Here is a 13,995-nt window from a genome sequence, read left to right on the forward strand (position 1 = left end):
GTGGGACCTACTCCGCCGCCTCGGCGACCACCATGCCCAGCGCGTGCATGTAGAGATCAAGCAGCGCCTCCTGCTCGGCGCGCTCGCTGGAGTCCTGTTTCCTGAGGCGCACGACGGTGCGGAGAATCTTGGTGTCGAAGCCGTTGCCCTTGGCCTCGGCGTAGACTTCCTTGATGTCCTCCGACAGCGCTGCCTTCTCTTCCTCCAGCCGCTCGATGCGCTCGACGATCGAGCGGAGCTGGTCCTTGGCGAAGGAAGCGGGATTGTTGTTGACGGCGGCGTCCATCGGAACCTCGTGAAAATGCGCTGGCTGCAATGGACCGTTTGAAGCCCCTCGCACCCCCGAGGGTCAAGCGCGCGCCGGGCTTCTCCACCGGTTCCACCGCCAGCGAAAATCAGTCGGATTTCGAGCCGAAATGCTGGACTTTGTGAATTGCCGGGTCGCGGTTGAGGATCGCCAGAATCGCCGCCAGCCGCGCCGTCCAGTCCGCCACGCCGGCATCGTCCGCGATGAGGTCCTGGCGCACCTCGATCAGCGCATGCGCGAGGCCCCGCTGCGTCGCATGGCGGTACATCGTGTCGCCGCCGAGCGCGCCGGCGTAGGGCTCGTTGTCGCCGACGATGAGCCCGGGGTCGGCGCGCAGCGCATCGATGAACGGAACCGCCAGGCGCGGATCGAGGTCCCACAGGATGCCCACCTGCCACGGCCGCGGCACACCCCGCCACACCGGCGTGAACGAGTGGACCGAGAAAAGCGCCGGCACGACGCCGCTCGCCATAGCCCGGTCGATCGCCGCCTCGATCGCCGCATGATACGGCCGGTGGAAGCGCGCGATGCGGCGCTGGCGCTCGGCCTCATCGACGCCGGCGTTGCCCGGCACGACGGCGCCGTCGGAGAGCCGCATGATCAGGGTCGGATCGTCGTCGCCGCGGTTCGGATCGATGAGCAGGCGCGAGAAGGTCGATAGCACCGCCGGCACGCCGAGCGCCGCCGCCAGCCCGCGTGTCACCGCCGCGGCGCCGGGATCGTAGGCGATGTGGCGCCGGAATTCGCCGGCCGGCAGGCCGAGGTCGCCGTATTCCGGCGGCAGCCGGTTCTCGGCGTGATCGCAGAGGAGCAGCAACCCCGACGCCGGATCGCCTTCGACGACGGTGAACGCCGGGTACGTCTCCCCCGCCCGTTCCATCGCCCCGCTCGCCCCCTGCTCCATCGCGGCTGACTGTATCATCGGCGCCCGGTGCGCCAAGCCATGATGCCGCCGCCTTCCCCGGCGACTGGAGAACGGACGGCGCGGCCGTGCCCCTCGCGTTGACGAGGGCGCGGCTGCCGCGTCATAAGGGTGCCGGCCGTTTGCTGCGCCGTTTCAACCGGAAAGCGATTGGAAGTATCCCCGTTCCGTGGCCAGGCGACCGATCACCCAAGCATCATGGTACCGGCAGGCGGTCGTCATCGGCGCCGTCGGCATCGTCGTCATCCTCGGCGCGCTGGTCTTCTGGTGGCTGCAGGCTTCCGGCGGCAAGGACCAGGCCCAGGCGCGGCTGCTCTCCGGCACCAGCGACACGGTAGGCGTGTCCGGCGGCCAGTCGGACGCCTCGGCCCGCGGCCTGCGCCTGTGCAATCGCACGATCAGCCGCGTCGGCGTCGCCATCGGCTATAAGGAGAACAACCAGTGGATCACCGAAGGCTGGTGGAACGTCGGCAAGGATAGCTGCGAGACCCTGGTCGCCGGTGCGCTCGTGTCGCGCTTCTATTACATCTACGCCGTGGACTATGATCAGGGTGGCGTTTGGGGTGGCAAAGCCGCTATGTGCACGCGCGACAAGATGTTCACGATCCGCGGCATCGAGGATTGCGTGGCGCGCGGCTATGAGCGCTCCGGCTTCTTCGAAGTCGACACCGGGGAACAGAAGAGCTGGACCGTGCAACTGACCGAACCCGGTCAGAGCAGCGCCAGCACGGGAACGGGCGGCTGATGCGACGTACGCGCAAGGTAAAGATTCTGGCGACGCTTGGCCCCTCGTCGTCCGATAAGGCGACGATCAACAACCTGTTCCGCGCCGGCGCCGACGTTTTCCGCATCAACATGAGTCACACCGACCATGAGATGATGCGCCGCCTGGTCGGCACCATCCGTGAGGTCGAGAGCGAGAACGGCCGCCCGATCGGCATCCTTGCCGACCTGCAGGGACCGAAGCTGCGCATCGGCGCCTTCGCCGATCGCTCGGTGATCCTCACCCCCGGCCAGATGTTCACGCTGGACTCCGACCCGACGCCCGGCACCGCCGAGCGCGTCGAGCTGCCCCACCCCGAAATCCTCGGCGCCCTCAAGCCCGGCCACCGCCTGCTGCTCGACGACGGCAAGGTGCGCCTGCGCGTTGTCGCCTGCACGCCGACCAGCGCGCTCGCCACCGTCGAGGTCGGCACCGTGCTGTCCAACCGCAAAGGCGTCAGCGTTCCCGATACGACTATCGACACCAAGGCGCTGACGCCGAAGGATCGCCTCGACCTCGACGCGGCGCTCGCCGCCGGCGTCGACTGGATCGCGCTGTCGTTCATCCAGCGGCCCGAGGACGTGCTCGAGGTGCGCGAGATCGTCAAGGGCCGCGCCGGCATCCTCGCCAAGATCGAGAAGCCGCAGGCGGTCGAGCGGCTGACCGAGATCATTGTCGCCAGCGACGCGCTGATGGTCGCCCGCGGCGACCTCGGCGTCGAGATGCCGCTCGAACGCGTGCCCGGCATCCAGAAGCAGATCACCCGCGCCGCCCGCCGCGCCGGCAAGCCGGTGGTCGTAGCGACGCAGATGCTGGAATCGATGATCAGCGCGCCGACGCCGACCCGCGCCGAAGTTTCCGACGTCGCCACCGCCGTCTTCGAAGGCGCCGACGCGATCATGCTGTCGGCCGAGTCGGCCTCGGGCGCCTACCCGGCCGAGGCGGTCGCCACGATGGACCGCATCGCCACCGAGGTGGAACGCGACCCCTATTACATCCAGATCCTGCGCGCCCAGCGCACCGAACCGGAAGCGACCGGCGAGGACGCCATCTCGGCCGCCGCCCGCCAGATCGCGGAGACCCTGAGCCTCGCCGCCATCTGCTCGTTCACCGCCAAGGGCGGCACCGCCATGCGCGCCGCCCGCGAGCGGCCGACGACGCCGATCGTCGCCATGTCGCCGGTCGAGGCGACGGCGCGGCGCCTGTCGATCGTATGGGGGCTGCACTGCGTGGTCGGAGAGGAGCGCGACGACGTCGACGGCATGGTCGATCGCGCCTGCGAGATCGCCGAGAGCGAGGGCTTCGCCAAGCCCGGCGAGCGCATCATCATCACCGCCGGCCTGCCGCTCGGCACCCCCGGCGCGACCAACATGCTGCGCATCGCCAAGGTCGGATCGAGCAACAGTTGAAGGCGATCAGAGCGCCTTGCTGATCTCGTCCTTGAGTTCCTCGATCACTTCCTTGCCGTTGTTGATCACCGGATCGACCTGGTAGGCGCGCTCGAAGGCCTCCAGCGCGCGCTGCTTGTCGCCGAGCTTGATCATGATCATGCCGAGCCCGGCGAGCGCGCCGAAATGGCGCGGCTCGAGTTGCAGCGTCTTCTGGATGTCGGCCAGCGATTTGTCGTAGGCGTCGATCATATAATAAACGGTGGCGCGCTTGTTCCAGCCTTCGACGTAGTTCGGGTCGCGCGCGATGACCTGGTCGAGATAACCGAAGGCCTGGTTGAGCACGCCGGTCCCCATGGCGACCATCGCCTTGCGCATCAGCAGATCGATTTCGGGATCGCCCGACTGCAGCCACTCGTCGACGATCTGTCCTTCAACGACCTTGCCCTGCTCGACCGAAGGCGCCGCATGCAGCTCGGCAAACAGCGCATCGAGATGCGCGGCCTTGCCGTCCGTTGCGGTGGCTGGAGCGTCGGTCGATGGCGCGGCGGCCAATGCGGTCGTGGCGACGAAAACCAGAAGGAAGGCGGCGGCGATCTGCGCTCTCATTCCCATGCCTCCAGGCTAAGGAACGCGGAACCGGCGTCAAAACAAACGAGCGTTACCGGCTAGAGGTTCCGGCCGTCGACGCCCTTGCCGGAAAGCTCGTCGATCTGCTTCTGCACGGTCTCGAGATGCGGATCGAGGACGATGACCTTGCGGTAGACTTCCAGCGCCCGCTTGTCCTCGCCGACCTCGCGCAGAATCGTGCCGAGGCCGGTCAGCGCGCCGAAGTGGCGCGGCTCGAGCTTCAGCGTCTCCTCGATGTCGGCAAGCGCGCGGCCGTAGTCTTCGCGAAGGTAATAGACCGTCGCCCGCGTGTTCCAGCCTTCGACGTAGTCCGGCTTCAGCGTCAGGATGCGGTCAAGGTAGTCGAGCGCGAGCGGATAGTTCTTGTCCTTCACCGCCTGCTGCGCCCACTCCATCAGCAGGTCGACGGTGTCGCTGCCGGACTTCAGCCACAGCTCGGCGATCATGGCTTCGGTGGATTGGGCGGAGGCCTCGTCCTTGGCGGTGCGCAGCAGCTCGAACAGCGAGTCGAGCTGCTCGGCGCGCGTCGGCTTCTTCGCGTCCTGCGGCGCCTCGCGGGCGCTGGCGGTAGAAGTAGTGTCGGTGGCAGCGGGCGCCGGATCGCCGACGCGGCCGTCTTCCTTGGGTGGATCGGCGGCGAGCACCACCCTCCCCGGCAGGAAGCCGAAGGCAAGCGTGGCGGCGAGGACCGCGACGGGAATCCGCATGGAGAGAAAGATAGGCCGGCTACCCCGGCCCGTCAAAACCAGCCCAAAGAGCCACCGACGGCCTTAGCCCTGGCGCGCCTTAAAGCGGCGGTTGGTCTTGTTGATGATGTAGACCCGGCCCTTGCGGCGGACGAGGCGGTTGCCACGGTGGCGCGCGCGGAGCGAACGGAGCGAGTTGCGGATCTTCATCGGGGCCAACAAGTGCTGGAAATGGAAGGGCGCGGGAAAATGCCCGCGCCTCGATTGGCGCGGAAAATATGGAGGTCGCGCCGGGGTGTCAAGATAAGTCGCAAAGCCCCGGTTTGCCCAAGGTCTGCCTCGTTTGTGTATTGCAGAGCGTAGGGCGCCGGGGCACACTTTGCCGCAGTCACCCCGGTCTTTAGGAGAACATTCCAGAAATTCTCCGGCCGGCGGAGAGGGAGACAATACATGCGTAATGTCATGAGGATGGCGACCGCCAGCGTGGTCGCCCTGTCGTTCGCGTGGGCAATTCCGGTGAACGCCGCTGAGATGACCAAGGTCGGTCCCGGCGAGGGCGAGGTCGATATCGTCGCGTGGGCCGGCTACATCGAACGCGGCGACAGCGACAAGACGGTCGATTGGGTCACGGATTTCGAGACGGAGACCGGCTGCAAAGTCAACGTCAAGATCGCCGGCACTTCCGACGAGATGGTGACGCTGATGAACGGCGGCGGCATCGATCTCGCCACCGCGTCCGGCGACGCCAGCCTGCGCCTCATCGCCGGCAACACCGTGCAGGCGGTGAATCTCGATCTCATCCCGAGTTTCAAGAACGTCGACGAGCGCCTGCAGAATGGCGCCTGGTATACGATCGACAGCAAGCACTACGGCGTGCCCTACCAGTGGGGGCCGAATGTGCTGATGTACAACACGAACGTCTTCAAGGAAGCGCCGACGTCGTGGAGCACGGTTTTCGAGGCACAGGACTTCCCGGACGGCAAGCCCAACAAGGGCCGCATCCAGGATTACGGCGGCCCGATCTACATCGCCGACGCCGCGCTCTACCTCGCCAAGAAAAATCCTGAGCTCGGCATCAAGGATCCGTACGAGCTGACGGAAGCCCAGTACAAGGCCGCGACCGATCTGCTGCGCGCCCAGCACCCGCTGGTCCAGCGCTATTGGCATGACGCGACCCAGCAGGTGGACGACTTCACCAACGAGGGCGTGGTCGCCGCGACCTCGTGGCCGTACCAGGCGAACCTGCTGATCGCCAACAAGCAGCCGATCGCCTCGGTCATCCCGGACGAAGGTTCCACCGGCTGGTCCGACACCACGATGATGCACGCCAAGGCGCCGCATCCGAACTGCGCCTACCTCTGGATGGAGCATTCGCTGCAGCCGAAGGTGCAGGGCGACGTCGCTTACTGGTTCGGCTCGGTGCCGGTGGTGCCCGCCGCGTGCAAGGGCAACGCGCTGCTGACCGACTCCGGTTGCGCGGCGAATGGCGTCGACAACTTCGACAAGCTCGCGTTCTGGAAGACGCCGGTCGCCAAGTGCGACCAGGGCACCTGCGTCCCCTACTCGCGCTGGGCGACCGACTGGGTCGCGATCGTCGGGGGACAATAGGCCGATGGCGTAACGCCAAAAATCCGGCGGCGGGCTATGCTTCTCTAATGAGCACCAACGCGCCCGCCGCCGTTTCCTTTTCCGGCGTCGCCCGCCACTTCGGCCCGGTGAAGGCGGTCGACAATCTCGACCTCGACATCGCGCCGGGCGAATTCTTCGCCATGCTCGGACCCTCCGGCTCCGGCAAGACGACGTGCCTCCGCCTCATCGCCGGCTTCGAGCAGCCGACGGCGGGCGCAATCGCGATCTTCGGCGAGCCGGTCGCGGGCGTCCCCGCCTACCGCCGGCCGGTCAACACCGTCTTCCAGGACTACGCCCTCTTCCCGCACATGAATGTGCTTGCCAACGTCTGCTACGGCCTCGCCATCCGCGGCATGGCGCGCGGCGAGCGCGAGAAGCTCGGCCGCGAAGCCCTCGCGCTGGTGAAGCTGGCGGGCATGGAAGAACGCCGCCCGGCTCAGCTTTCCGGCGGCCAGCGCCAGCGCGTCGCGCTCGCCCGCGCGCTGGTCGTGCGGCCGAAGGTGCTGCTGCTCGACGAGCCGCTCGGCGCCCTCGATCTGAAGCTCCGCGAGGAGATGCAGGGCGAATTGAAGGGCCTGCACCGCACCCTCAGCCTCACCTTCGTCTTCGTTACCCACGACCAGGGCGAGGCGCTGTCGATGGCCGACCGCGTCGCCGTCTTCAACGAGGGCAGCATCATCCAGGTCGGCTCGCCGGAGGACGTCTACGAGCGCCCGCGCACCCGCTTCGTCGCCGACTTCGTCGGCGGCTCCAACGTCATCGAACCGGCGACCACCGGCGCGTGGATCGGCACGGCGCGCGCCGCGAGCCTGCGCCCTGAGAAAATCGCGCTCGCCGGCGACTCGACGCCGGCCGATGCGGTCATCGTCGAAGGCACCGTCGGCGAGGTCCTCTATCATGGCGCCATGCGCCGCATAGAAGTGAACACCGATGCCGGCCCGCTGGTCGCCGCCGTCAGCGCCTCGGCCGGAGGCACCGCAACGCCCGGCGGCCGCGTCCGCCTCGCCTTCCCGCGCTCCGCGCTCCACCTGATGGACGGGCCGTGAGCGTCGCCGCCATCGACATCGGCGCGCCGCGCGACGGCATCGTCCGCCGCATCTCGGACATACTGGTCGCCCGCCACGGCTTCTATCTTCTGCTGCTGCTCGTGCCGCCGCTATTGTGGCTGGGCGTCGTCTACCTCGGCTCGCTCTTCGCGCTGCTCGCCGAGAGTTTCTTCTCCATCGACGATTTCTCCGGCGTCGTCGTCCGCCAGCCGACGCTTTCCACCTACGCCCAGCTTTTCCAGCCGGCGAATTTCGACGTCATCGTCCGCACCGCGACCGTCTCCGCCGTGGTCACGCTGCTAGCGGTCCTCGTCGCCTTCCCCATCGCCTACTACGCGGCGCGCTACGCCCGCGGCCGCATGAAGGCGGCGTTCTACGTCGCGATCCTCATGCCGCTGTGGTCGAGCTACCTGGTCAAGGTCTACGCGTGGAAGCTGCTGCTGGCGAAAGAAGGCGTCATCGGCTGGGTCTTCGAGCAACTGCATGCCTCGTGGATCCTCGACGGCATCCTCGCCCTGCCCACCGTCGGCGGCCCGTCTCTGTCGACCAGCTACATCGGCATGGTGCTGGTGTTCCTCTACCTCTGGCTCCCGTACATGATCCTGCCGGTGCAGGCGGCGCTGGAGCGCGTGCCGCTGTCGCTGATCGAGGCGTCCGGCGATCTCGGCGCCAGCCCCGGCCAGACCTTCCGTAAGGTGATCCTGCCGCTGGCGCTGCCCGGCGTGGTCGCCGGCGGGATCTTCACCTTCTCGCTGACCCTCGGCGACTACATCGTGCCGGAGATCGTCGGGCCGTCGTCGCTCATCCTCGGGCAGGTCGTCTACATCCAGCAGGGCACCGCCGGGAATATCCCGCTGGCGGCGGCGTTCTCCGTGGTGCCGATCGTCATCATGGGCGTGCTGCTCACCATCGCGAAGCGCATGGGGGCGTTCGATGCGCTGTGAGCAGACGCTGTACAATGTACAGCGGACCCCACCCACCACGCTTCGCGTGGTCCCCCCTCCCCGTGCCGGGGAGGGATTGGAGTGTGCCGCCGCAACGAGACTCCGCTTATCCCTCCCCGTTTCGGGGAGGGGGGACCGGCCGAATGCCGCTGGGTGGGGTCTCCGCCAGCGCGTCAAGAATGGCCTGCAGGACGCCCTCGATGTTGTCGTCGACATCGTTGTTCCAGAATCGCAAAACGCGGAAGCCGGCGTCGTGCAGCCGCTGGTCACGCGCAATATCGCGCGGCCCGCCGTGTTGGCCTCCGTCCACTTCAACGGCAAGTCGCGCCGGCAGACACGCGAAATCGAGAATATAGCCGAGACGCGGAACCTGCCGCCGAAAGTGGACACCGCGTTCCTTTCGCCAGGCGCGGAGGTGAATCCACAGTGCGACTTCCTGCGGCGTCATAGCCTTACGCAGACGGCGGGCTTGCCTGTTCGCCATCGAGAGTCCCCACCTACCACGCTGCGCGTGGTCCCCCCTCCCCGTCCCGGGGAGGGATTGGAGTATGTTGCACTCCTCGCGCGAACAGAACTCCGCTTATCCCTCCCCGGAACGGGGAGGGGGGACCGGCCGCAGGCCGGTGGGTGGGGTCACCGCCGGCGCATCCACGCGAAGCGTTGGGTCACGCTGCCATGAACCGCGCCTCTCTCGGCCTGAAACTAGCAGCCGGCGCCGGGCTGTTGTTCATCTACGTCCCGCTCGCCTTCATCCTGCTCTACGCCTTCACCAGCGAGGACCGCTCGTTCCAGTTTCCGCCGCCGGGTTACACGCTGAAATGGTTCGGCGTCGCCTGGCAGCGCGACGATGTCTTCGCCGCGCTCCGCCTCTCGGCGATGGTCGCCACCTGCGCGACCATCGCGGCGCTGCTGCTCGGCACCCTCGCCGCGGCGGCGCTGGCGCGGTCGCGCTTCTTCGGGCGCGACTCGATCTCGCTGCTGTTCGTGCTGCCGATTGCGCTGCCCGGCATCGTCACCGGCATATCGCTGCGCGCCGCCTTCGATCTGGCCGATGTGCCCTTCTCGTTCTGGACCATCGTCGCCGGCCACGCGACGTTCTGCATCGTCGTCGTCTACAACAATGCCGTCGCCCGCTTCCGCCGCCTGTCGCCATCGCTGGTCGAAGCCTCGATGGATCTCGGCGCCGACGGCTTCCAGACCTTCGCCCGCATCGTGCTGCCCAATATCGCGACCGCCTTGCTCGCCGGCGGCATGCTCGCCTTCGCGCTATCGTTCGACGAGGTCATCGTCACGACCTTCACCGCCGGCCAGCAGACGACGCTGCCGATCTGGATGCTGACCGAGCTGGTGCGCCCGCGCCAGCGGCCGGTGACCAATGTCGTCGCGGTTTTCGTCATCATCATCACGTTCCTGCCGATCCTCGCCGCCTACTACCTGACGCAGGGCGGCGAGCAGACCGCGGGCAGCGGGAAATGACGCGTGAGCGTCATCCCCGCCCCCGGGTCCGGCCTTCCGCCGGCCCGAGGACAAGCTCCGGCAGGGATCCAGAAGAGGAGAATCTCCCATGAACACCGAGATGCTGATCGGATCGCGCTTCGTGAAAGGCACCGGGCCGGAGGAGCCGGTGATCAACCCGCGCACCGGCAAGGTCATCGTCTCCATCCCCGAGGCATCGACGGCGCAGGTGAATGACGCGGTCGAGGCGGCGGCCAAGGCCTTCGTCAAATGGTCGCGCACCACGCCAGCGGAGCGCGCCGGCTACCTGATGAAGCTCGCCGACGCCATCGCCGCGGCCGAGCAGGAGATCGCCGACCTCGAGGCGCTGAACTGCGGCAAGCCGCGCCACACCGTGACGCGCGACGAGACGCCGGCGATCATCGACGTCATCCGCTTCTTCGCCGGCGCCTGCCGCGTCATGCCGGCGCTGGCGGCCGGCGAATACCTGCCGGGCTTCACCTCGTTCGTCCGCCGCGATCCGATCGGCGTCGTCGCCTCGATCGCGCCGTGGAACTATCCGCTGATGATGGCGGCGTGGAAGCTGGCGCCCGCGCTCGCGGCAGGCAACACCATGATCCTGAAGCCCAGCGAGCAGACGCCGCTGACCACGCTGCGGCTCGCCAAGATCGCCGCCGAGGTGCTGCCCGAGGGCGTGCTCAACATCGTCGTCGGGCGCGGCGCCAGCGTCGGCGACGCGCTGATCAATCACCCCAGGGTCGCGATGATCTCATTGACCGGCTCGATCGCCACCGGCCGGAAGGTGCTGGCCGCGGCGCAGAAGTCGATCAAGCGCACGCACCTCGAGCTTGGCGGCAAGGCGCCGGTGATCGTGTTCGACGATGCCGATATCGACGCCGTCGTCGAAGGCGTCCGCGTCTTCGGCTACGCCAACTCCGGCCAGGATTGCACCGCCGCCTGCCGCATCTACGCCGGCGCCAAGGTCTACGACAATCTCGTCGCCGACCTCTCCTCCGCCGTCGCCACGATTGCCTACGACCTGCCCGACGACAGCAAGAACGAGATCGGGCCGCTGATTTCGGCCAAGCAGCGCGAACGCGTCGCCGGCTTCGTCGAGCGCGCCGTGCAGAACAAGCAGGTCGAGATCGCGACCGGCGGCAAGGTCGCCGGCGGCCCCGGCTTCTACTACGTGCCGACGGTGGTCGCCGGCGCCGGCCAGGGCGACGAGATCGTGCAGAAGGAAGTCTTCGGCCCGGTCGTCTCGGTGACACGCTTCTCCGACCCGGAAGATGCCGTCACCTGGGCGAACGACTCCGAGTACGGCCTCGCCTCTTCCGTCTGGACTAAGGACGTCGGCAAGGCGATGGCGGTCGCGGCGCGGCTGCAGTACGGCTGCACGTGGATCAACTGCCACTTCATGCTGACCAACGAGATGCCGCACGGCGGCCTCAAGCAGTCCGGCTACGGCAAGGACATGAGCCTCTACGCGCTGGAGGACTACACCGTAGCCCGCCACATCATGGCGAAGCTCGCCTGACGATTGCCGGCCGCACGCTGCGGTAGCGCGCGCCGCGGAGCGGCCGCACGAAAACGTGAAGAAGATGCGACGCCGTCTAAGCTTGTCGGCGTAGGGATCGGGCTTCAGCATCGTGACAGATTCGTTGGCGCGCGGGAGGACGCGTCTCAGCCGGCGAATAGGATGCTATTGCGCGACTCCTCGGTCAGGTCATTGCAGGACCTGGCGCCCCACACCGCCAAGGTAGACGCGCCGGCGCGCCCGAGCGTGCTGGTCGTCAGCCATGAGCGGTCGGGCACCCATTTCCTGATGAATGCGATCGTGGCGGCCTACGGCTACCCGCGCGGCCCGTTCCTCAATTTCGATCAGCCGCAGTTGAACATCAATTATTTCGACCCGCCGGCGGTCGCCGCCGTGCTGGAGAAGGTCGGCAGCCACGCCACGCCGTCCGTGATCAAGTCGCATCACGCCGTCGATTTCTTCGACGGCGTCCTCGACGATGTCCTGAAGCATGTCGCCGTGTTCTACATCCACCGCGACCCGGTCGATGTGATGATCTCGTTCTGGCGCCTGGTTGCCGCCTGCTCGTGGCACGAGGGGCCGCGCCGCCCGACCGCGCTGGAATTCGCCGCCGCCGAGCCGGAAGGCATGATGATGCGCTACCAGCAGAAGCAGACGCGCAGTTTGCTGCACCGCTGGGCCAACCACGTCGACGGCTGGACGGAAGTCGCCAAGACCCGCGGCGGCCGGCTGAAGGTCGTCCGCTACGATGCGCTGAGCAGCGCCTATGAGCGAACCGTCGTCGGCTTCGACGCCCTGCTCGGCCAGCGGACGGGGAGCCTCGTGCCGCCGCGCCGCGAGCTGAACGTCGTCACCGGCGTGTCGGCCGACGCGCTGCCGGCGCCGGATTACGCGGCGATCCGCGAATTGGCGCTGGCCGAGGTCGGCGATACCATGCGCCGCCACGGCTACGCCTGACTTCCGGAACCAATCGCGACCTCGCCGCGTTGACGCGCGGAAGTTCCGATAATCTGGAGGGTAGTCCCATGGGTATCACAAGAGCAGTTCTGGGCGCGGTTGCCGCCGCCGGTGTCGCGCGCCTGCTGGCACCGCATCAGACCGACGAAGTCGTGAAGGGCGCCAAGCGCGCCGTCGCTGCCGGCGCCAAGTCCGCCGAGCGCCGCATGAAGGCTGTCATGCCCAAGGCCAAGAAGGCTGCCTCGAAGGCCGCCGCCGGCACCAGGAAGAAGGTTGCTGCCAAGGCCAAGACCGTGGTCCGCAAGGCGGCCAAGCGGCCGGTGCGAAAGTCCCGCTAAGTTATTGATCCGGAAGGGATGGTGGGCGCGACAGGGATTGAACCTGTGACCCCACCCATGTCAAGGGTGTGCTCTCCCGCTGAGCTACGCGCCCATCACTTCCGGAGCCCGATATATCGGCCAAGCGCGGCCGCAGCAAGCCCGGGAATATCGAACGCACCAGGATAGCACCGCGGCGGCGGCGCTCGGGCAGTGCCCGGAAACCGCACAGGCTACAATCGGTCGTCTCTACAAACGAAGGCGGAGCGGCTACTAACCCGGACGTACCTGAGATCGTTGACTGCCCAGCATGGCGCCCTGCTTTTCGAAGACACTCAACCTCGTCTATTTTCCGGTGCCGAAGAACGCGTGCACCTCGATGCGCGCGTGTCTGTTCGAAATCGACAACGGCTTTCCGTATCGCGATATGGTCGTGAACGGGATCAAGGTTGAGCTTTGGTCGTTCTACGGACCGGCGGGGCCGTTCACGCCCATTACGTCGCTCCCACTCGGCGTAACCAAGATCGCGATCGTTCGCGACCCGTGGCAGCGGCTGATTTCAGCATATCGGAATCGCGTTCTTTTTTATCGCGAGACCAAGACGTCGCTCATGCAGCAGCACGCGGTCGATGCGCGGTTGCCGGCCCTGCCGAACTTTCGGGCCTTCGTCGAGAATCTGACCGAGTACCGGAAGATTCCCGCGATCGAGCATCACACCAATCCGCAGGTCTATTTTCTGGGCGACGATCCCGCCTACTACGATCGCCTCTTTCGCGTCGATCAGCTGACGGACCTTGAGGATTTTCTCAGTAGAGGCGCCGGGAGGAAAATCGAACTGCCACGTCTGCGACGGGACGGACCGGCGCTCGATCCCCGGTCGATTGAAGGACTGGATCTGCGCGCCATGGTCGCGCAGCGCTACGCCGCCGACTACGCGTTTTTGCAGAACGCGGCGGCCGTCAGGCCGCGATCAGCTTCTGGACTTCGTTCACCAGATCCTTGAGGTGAAACGGCTTCGACAGGACCTTGGCGTCCTTCGGAGCGTTGGAATCCGGGTTGAGCGCCACCGCCGCGAACCCGGTAATGAACATCACCTTGAGGTCCGGATCGAGTTCGGTCGCGCGGCGCGCAAGCTCGATCCCGTCCATCTCCGGCATGACGATATCGGTGAGCAGCAGCGTGAACGGCTCCTCGCGGATGCGTTCGTAGGCGCTGCGTCCGTTATCGAAGGCGACGACGTCGTGCCCGGCGTTCTGCAGCGCCTTTACCAGGAAGCGGCGCATGTCGGTGTCGTCTTCGGCAAGCAGGATACGTGTCATCGCGGGTACGGGCGATCCTCGTGGACGCGTGGCGCAAACAGCGGCCGCAGCGATTATTCCTACCCGAGTAAAGATCGCGTGAACAGCGCGGAAAA

17 protein-coding genes and 1 tRNA gene are annotated in these 13,995 nt (G+C 66.9%); 10 read left to right on the top strand and 8 right to left on the bottom strand.

Annotated elements, in window-relative coordinates; genetic code table 11:
* Nucleotides 1-7: 7 nt before the first annotated feature.
* Both WDM94_14190 and WDM94_14195 read right to left on the bottom strand, forming a co-directional pair.
* Nucleotides 8-286, bottom strand: coding sequence for a DUF2312 domain-containing protein (locus WDM94_14190; protein ID MEJ0013736.1), 279 nt, complete (start codon nucleotides 284-286; stop codon nucleotides 8-10).
* Nucleotides 287-395: 109 nt separating this feature from the next.
* Nucleotides 396-1,187, bottom strand: a complete 792-nt coding sequence (locus tag WDM94_14195; GenBank protein ID MEJ0013737.1) for an N-formylglutamate amidohydrolase — start codon at nucleotides 1,185-1,187, stop codon at nucleotides 396-398.
* Nucleotides 1,188-1,569: 382 nt separating this feature from the next.
* On the opposite strand from WDM94_14195, the gene WDM94_14200 reads away from it, so the two are divergent.
* Together WDM94_14200 and pyk are read left to right on the top strand one after the other, a co-directional pair.
* On the top strand, nucleotides 1,570-1,974 hold the full coding sequence (locus tag WDM94_14200; GenBank protein MEJ0013738.1) for a DUF1036 domain-containing protein: 405 nt from the start codon (nucleotides 1,570-1,572) through the stop codon (nucleotides 1,972-1,974).
* Nucleotides 1,974-3,401, top strand: a complete 1,428-nt coding sequence (gene pyk / locus WDM94_14205; GenBank protein MEJ0013739.1) for a pyruvate kinase — start codon at nucleotides 1,974-1,976, stop codon at nucleotides 3,399-3,401. The genes WDM94_14200 and pyk overlap by 1 nt, the downstream gene beginning before the upstream one ends.
* A 6-nt stretch (nucleotides 3,402-3,407) precedes the next feature.
* Here the strand turns inward: pyk and WDM94_14210 are convergent, their stop codons facing one another.
* The 3 genes from WDM94_14210 to ykgO all read right to left on the bottom strand — a co-directional run bounded on the left by WDM94_14210 (nucleotide 3,408) and on the right by ykgO (nucleotide 4,906).
* The gene (locus WDM94_14210) at nucleotides 3,408-3,989 is read right to left on the bottom strand and encodes a tetratricopeptide repeat protein (GenBank protein ID MEJ0013740.1); all 582 of its coding nucleotides are present in this window, start codon (nucleotides 3,987-3,989) and stop codon (nucleotides 3,408-3,410) included.
* Between the two features lie 59 nt (nucleotides 3,990-4,048).
* Nucleotides 4,049-4,717 (bottom strand): tetratricopeptide repeat protein, encoded by a 669-nt coding sequence (locus WDM94_14215; GenBank protein ID MEJ0013741.1) that lies wholly within the window; start codon nucleotides 4,715-4,717, stop codon nucleotides 4,049-4,051.
* 63 nt (nucleotides 4,718-4,780) lie between these two features.
* Entirely contained in the window at nucleotides 4,781-4,906 is a 126-nt protein-coding gene (gene ykgO, locus WDM94_14220) for a type B 50S ribosomal protein L36 (GenBank protein ID MEJ0013742.1), read from the bottom strand.
* A gap of 240 nt (nucleotides 4,907-5,146) precedes the next feature.
* Here ykgO and WDM94_14225 point away from each other — a divergent pair, with 240 nt between their 5' ends.
* The 3 genes from WDM94_14225 to WDM94_14235 are packed head-to-tail and all read left to right on the top strand — an operon-like array spanning nucleotide 5,147 to nucleotide 8,315.
* Nucleotides 5,147-6,304: an ABC transporter substrate-binding protein gene (locus tag WDM94_14225; protein MEJ0013743.1), complete on the top strand. Its 1,158-nt coding sequence runs from the start codon at nucleotides 5,147-5,149 to the stop codon at nucleotides 6,302-6,304.
* A 47-nt stretch (nucleotides 6,305-6,351) separates the two neighbouring features.
* A complete protein-coding gene (locus tag WDM94_14230; protein ID MEJ0013744.1) occupies nucleotides 6,352-7,371 on the top strand; it encodes an ABC transporter ATP-binding protein in 1,020 nt (339 codons plus the stop codon).
* Nucleotides 7,372-7,409: 38 nt separating this feature from the next.
* The gene (locus WDM94_14235; protein ID MEJ0013745.1) at nucleotides 7,410-8,315 is read left to right on the top strand and encodes an ABC transporter permease; all 906 of its coding nucleotides are present in this window, start codon (nucleotides 7,410-7,412) and stop codon (nucleotides 8,313-8,315) included.
* Between the two features lie 106 nt (nucleotides 8,316-8,421).
* On the opposite strand, the gene WDM94_14240 is transcribed toward WDM94_14235, so the two are convergent.
* The gene (locus WDM94_14240; protein MEJ0013746.1) at nucleotides 8,422-8,799 is read right to left on the bottom strand and encodes an endonuclease domain-containing protein; all 378 of its coding nucleotides are present in this window, start codon (nucleotides 8,797-8,799) and stop codon (nucleotides 8,422-8,424) included.
* 191 nt (nucleotides 8,800-8,990) lie between these two features.
* Between WDM94_14240 and WDM94_14245 the strand changes: the two genes are divergently transcribed.
* From WDM94_14245 to WDM94_14260, 4 genes are all read left to right on the top strand, one after another.
* Nucleotides 8,991-9,791 carry an ABC transporter permease gene (locus tag WDM94_14245; GenBank protein MEJ0013747.1) on the top strand — a complete coding sequence of 267 codons (801 nt, stop codon included), beginning with the start codon at nucleotides 8,991-8,993 and terminating at the stop codon, nucleotides 9,789-9,791.
* Between the two features lie 88 nt (nucleotides 9,792-9,879).
* Nucleotides 9,880-11,307 carry a gamma-aminobutyraldehyde dehydrogenase gene (locus WDM94_14250; GenBank protein MEJ0013748.1) on the top strand — a complete coding sequence of 476 codons (1,428 nt, stop codon included), beginning with the start codon at nucleotides 9,880-9,882 and terminating at the stop codon, nucleotides 11,305-11,307.
* Nucleotides 11,308-11,475: 168 nt separating this feature from the next.
* A complete protein-coding gene (locus WDM94_14255; GenBank protein MEJ0013749.1) occupies nucleotides 11,476-12,264 on the top strand; it encodes a sulfotransferase domain-containing protein in 789 nt (262 codons plus the stop codon).
* 68 nt (nucleotides 12,265-12,332) lie between these two features.
* Nucleotides 12,333-12,602, top strand: a complete 270-nt coding sequence (locus tag WDM94_14260) for a hypothetical protein (protein MEJ0013750.1) — start codon at nucleotides 12,333-12,335, stop codon at nucleotides 12,600-12,602.
* Between the two features lie 19 nt (nucleotides 12,603-12,621).
* Here the strand turns inward: WDM94_14260 and WDM94_14265 are convergent.
* Nucleotides 12,622-12,696: transfer RNA gene (locus tag WDM94_14265), tRNA-Val, on the bottom strand.
* A 195-nt stretch (nucleotides 12,697-12,891) separates the two neighbouring features.
* Between WDM94_14265 and WDM94_14270 the strand changes: the two genes are divergently transcribed.
* Nucleotides 12,892-13,584, top strand: a complete 693-nt coding sequence (locus WDM94_14270; protein MEJ0013751.1) for a sulfotransferase family 2 domain-containing protein — start codon at nucleotides 12,892-12,894, stop codon at nucleotides 13,582-13,584.
* Here WDM94_14270 and WDM94_14275 read toward each other — a convergent pair.
* Nucleotides 13,541-13,900, bottom strand: a complete 360-nt coding sequence (locus WDM94_14275) for a response regulator (GenBank protein MEJ0013752.1) — start codon at nucleotides 13,898-13,900, stop codon at nucleotides 13,541-13,543. The two genes, WDM94_14270 and WDM94_14275, sit on opposite strands and share 44 nt — an antisense overlap.
* Nucleotides 13,901-13,995: the final 95 nt, after the last annotated feature.

The organism is Bauldia sp. (genome assembly GCA_037200845.1).
Classification (GTDB): Bacteria; Pseudomonadota; Alphaproteobacteria; order Rhizobiales; family Kaistiaceae; genus DASZQY01.

What these genes read in the sequence shown, in the direction of transcription:
- WDM94_14190 (MEJ0013736.1), bottom strand. Translation starts at nt 286, where the DNA reads ATGGACGCCGCCGTCAACAACAATCCCGCTTCCTTCGCCAAGGACCAG.
- WDM94_14195 (MEJ0013737.1), bottom strand. Translation starts at nt 1,187, where the DNA reads ATGGAACGGGCGGGGGAGACGTACCCGGCGTTCACCGTCGTCGAAGGC.
- pyk (MEJ0013739.1), top strand. Translation starts at nt 1,974, where the DNA reads ATGCGACGTACGCGCAAGGTAAAGATTCTGGCGACGCTTGGCCCCTCG.
- WDM94_14210 (MEJ0013740.1), bottom strand. Translation starts at nt 3,989, where the DNA reads ATGAGAGCGCAGATCGCCGCCGCCTTCCTTCTGGTTTTCGTCGCCACG.
- WDM94_14215 (MEJ0013741.1), bottom strand. Translation starts at nt 4,717, where the DNA reads ATGCGGATTCCCGTCGCGGTCCTCGCCGCCACGCTTGCCTTCGGCTTC.
- ykgO (MEJ0013742.1), bottom strand. Translation starts at nt 4,906, where the DNA reads ATGAAGATCCGCAACTCGCTCCGTTCGCTCCGCGCGCGCCACCGTGGC.
- WDM94_14225 (MEJ0013743.1), top strand. Translation starts at nt 5,147, where the DNA reads ATGCGTAATGTCATGAGGATGGCGACCGCCAGCGTGGTCGCCCTGTCG.
- WDM94_14230 (MEJ0013744.1), top strand. Translation starts at nt 6,352, where the DNA reads ATGAGCACCAACGCGCCCGCCGCCGTTTCCTTTTCCGGCGTCGCCCGC.
- WDM94_14240 (MEJ0013746.1), bottom strand. Translation starts at nt 8,799, where the DNA reads ATGGCGAACAGGCAAGCCCGCCGTCTGCGTAAGGCTATGACGCCGCAG.
- WDM94_14245 (MEJ0013747.1), top strand. Translation starts at nt 8,991, where the DNA reads ATGAACCGCGCCTCTCTCGGCCTGAAACTAGCAGCCGGCGCCGGGCTG.
- WDM94_14250 (MEJ0013748.1), top strand. Translation starts at nt 9,880, where the DNA reads ATGAACACCGAGATGCTGATCGGATCGCGCTTCGTGAAAGGCACCGGG.
- WDM94_14260 (MEJ0013750.1), top strand. Translation starts at nt 12,333, where the DNA reads ATGGGTATCACAAGAGCAGTTCTGGGCGCGGTTGCCGCCGCCGGTGTC.
- WDM94_14270 (MEJ0013751.1), top strand. Translation starts at nt 12,892, where the DNA reads ATGGCGCCCTGCTTTTCGAAGACACTCAACCTCGTCTATTTTCCGGTG.
- WDM94_14275 (MEJ0013752.1), bottom strand. Translation starts at nt 13,900, where the DNA reads ATGACACGTATCCTGCTTGCCGAAGACGACACCGACATGCGCCGCTTC.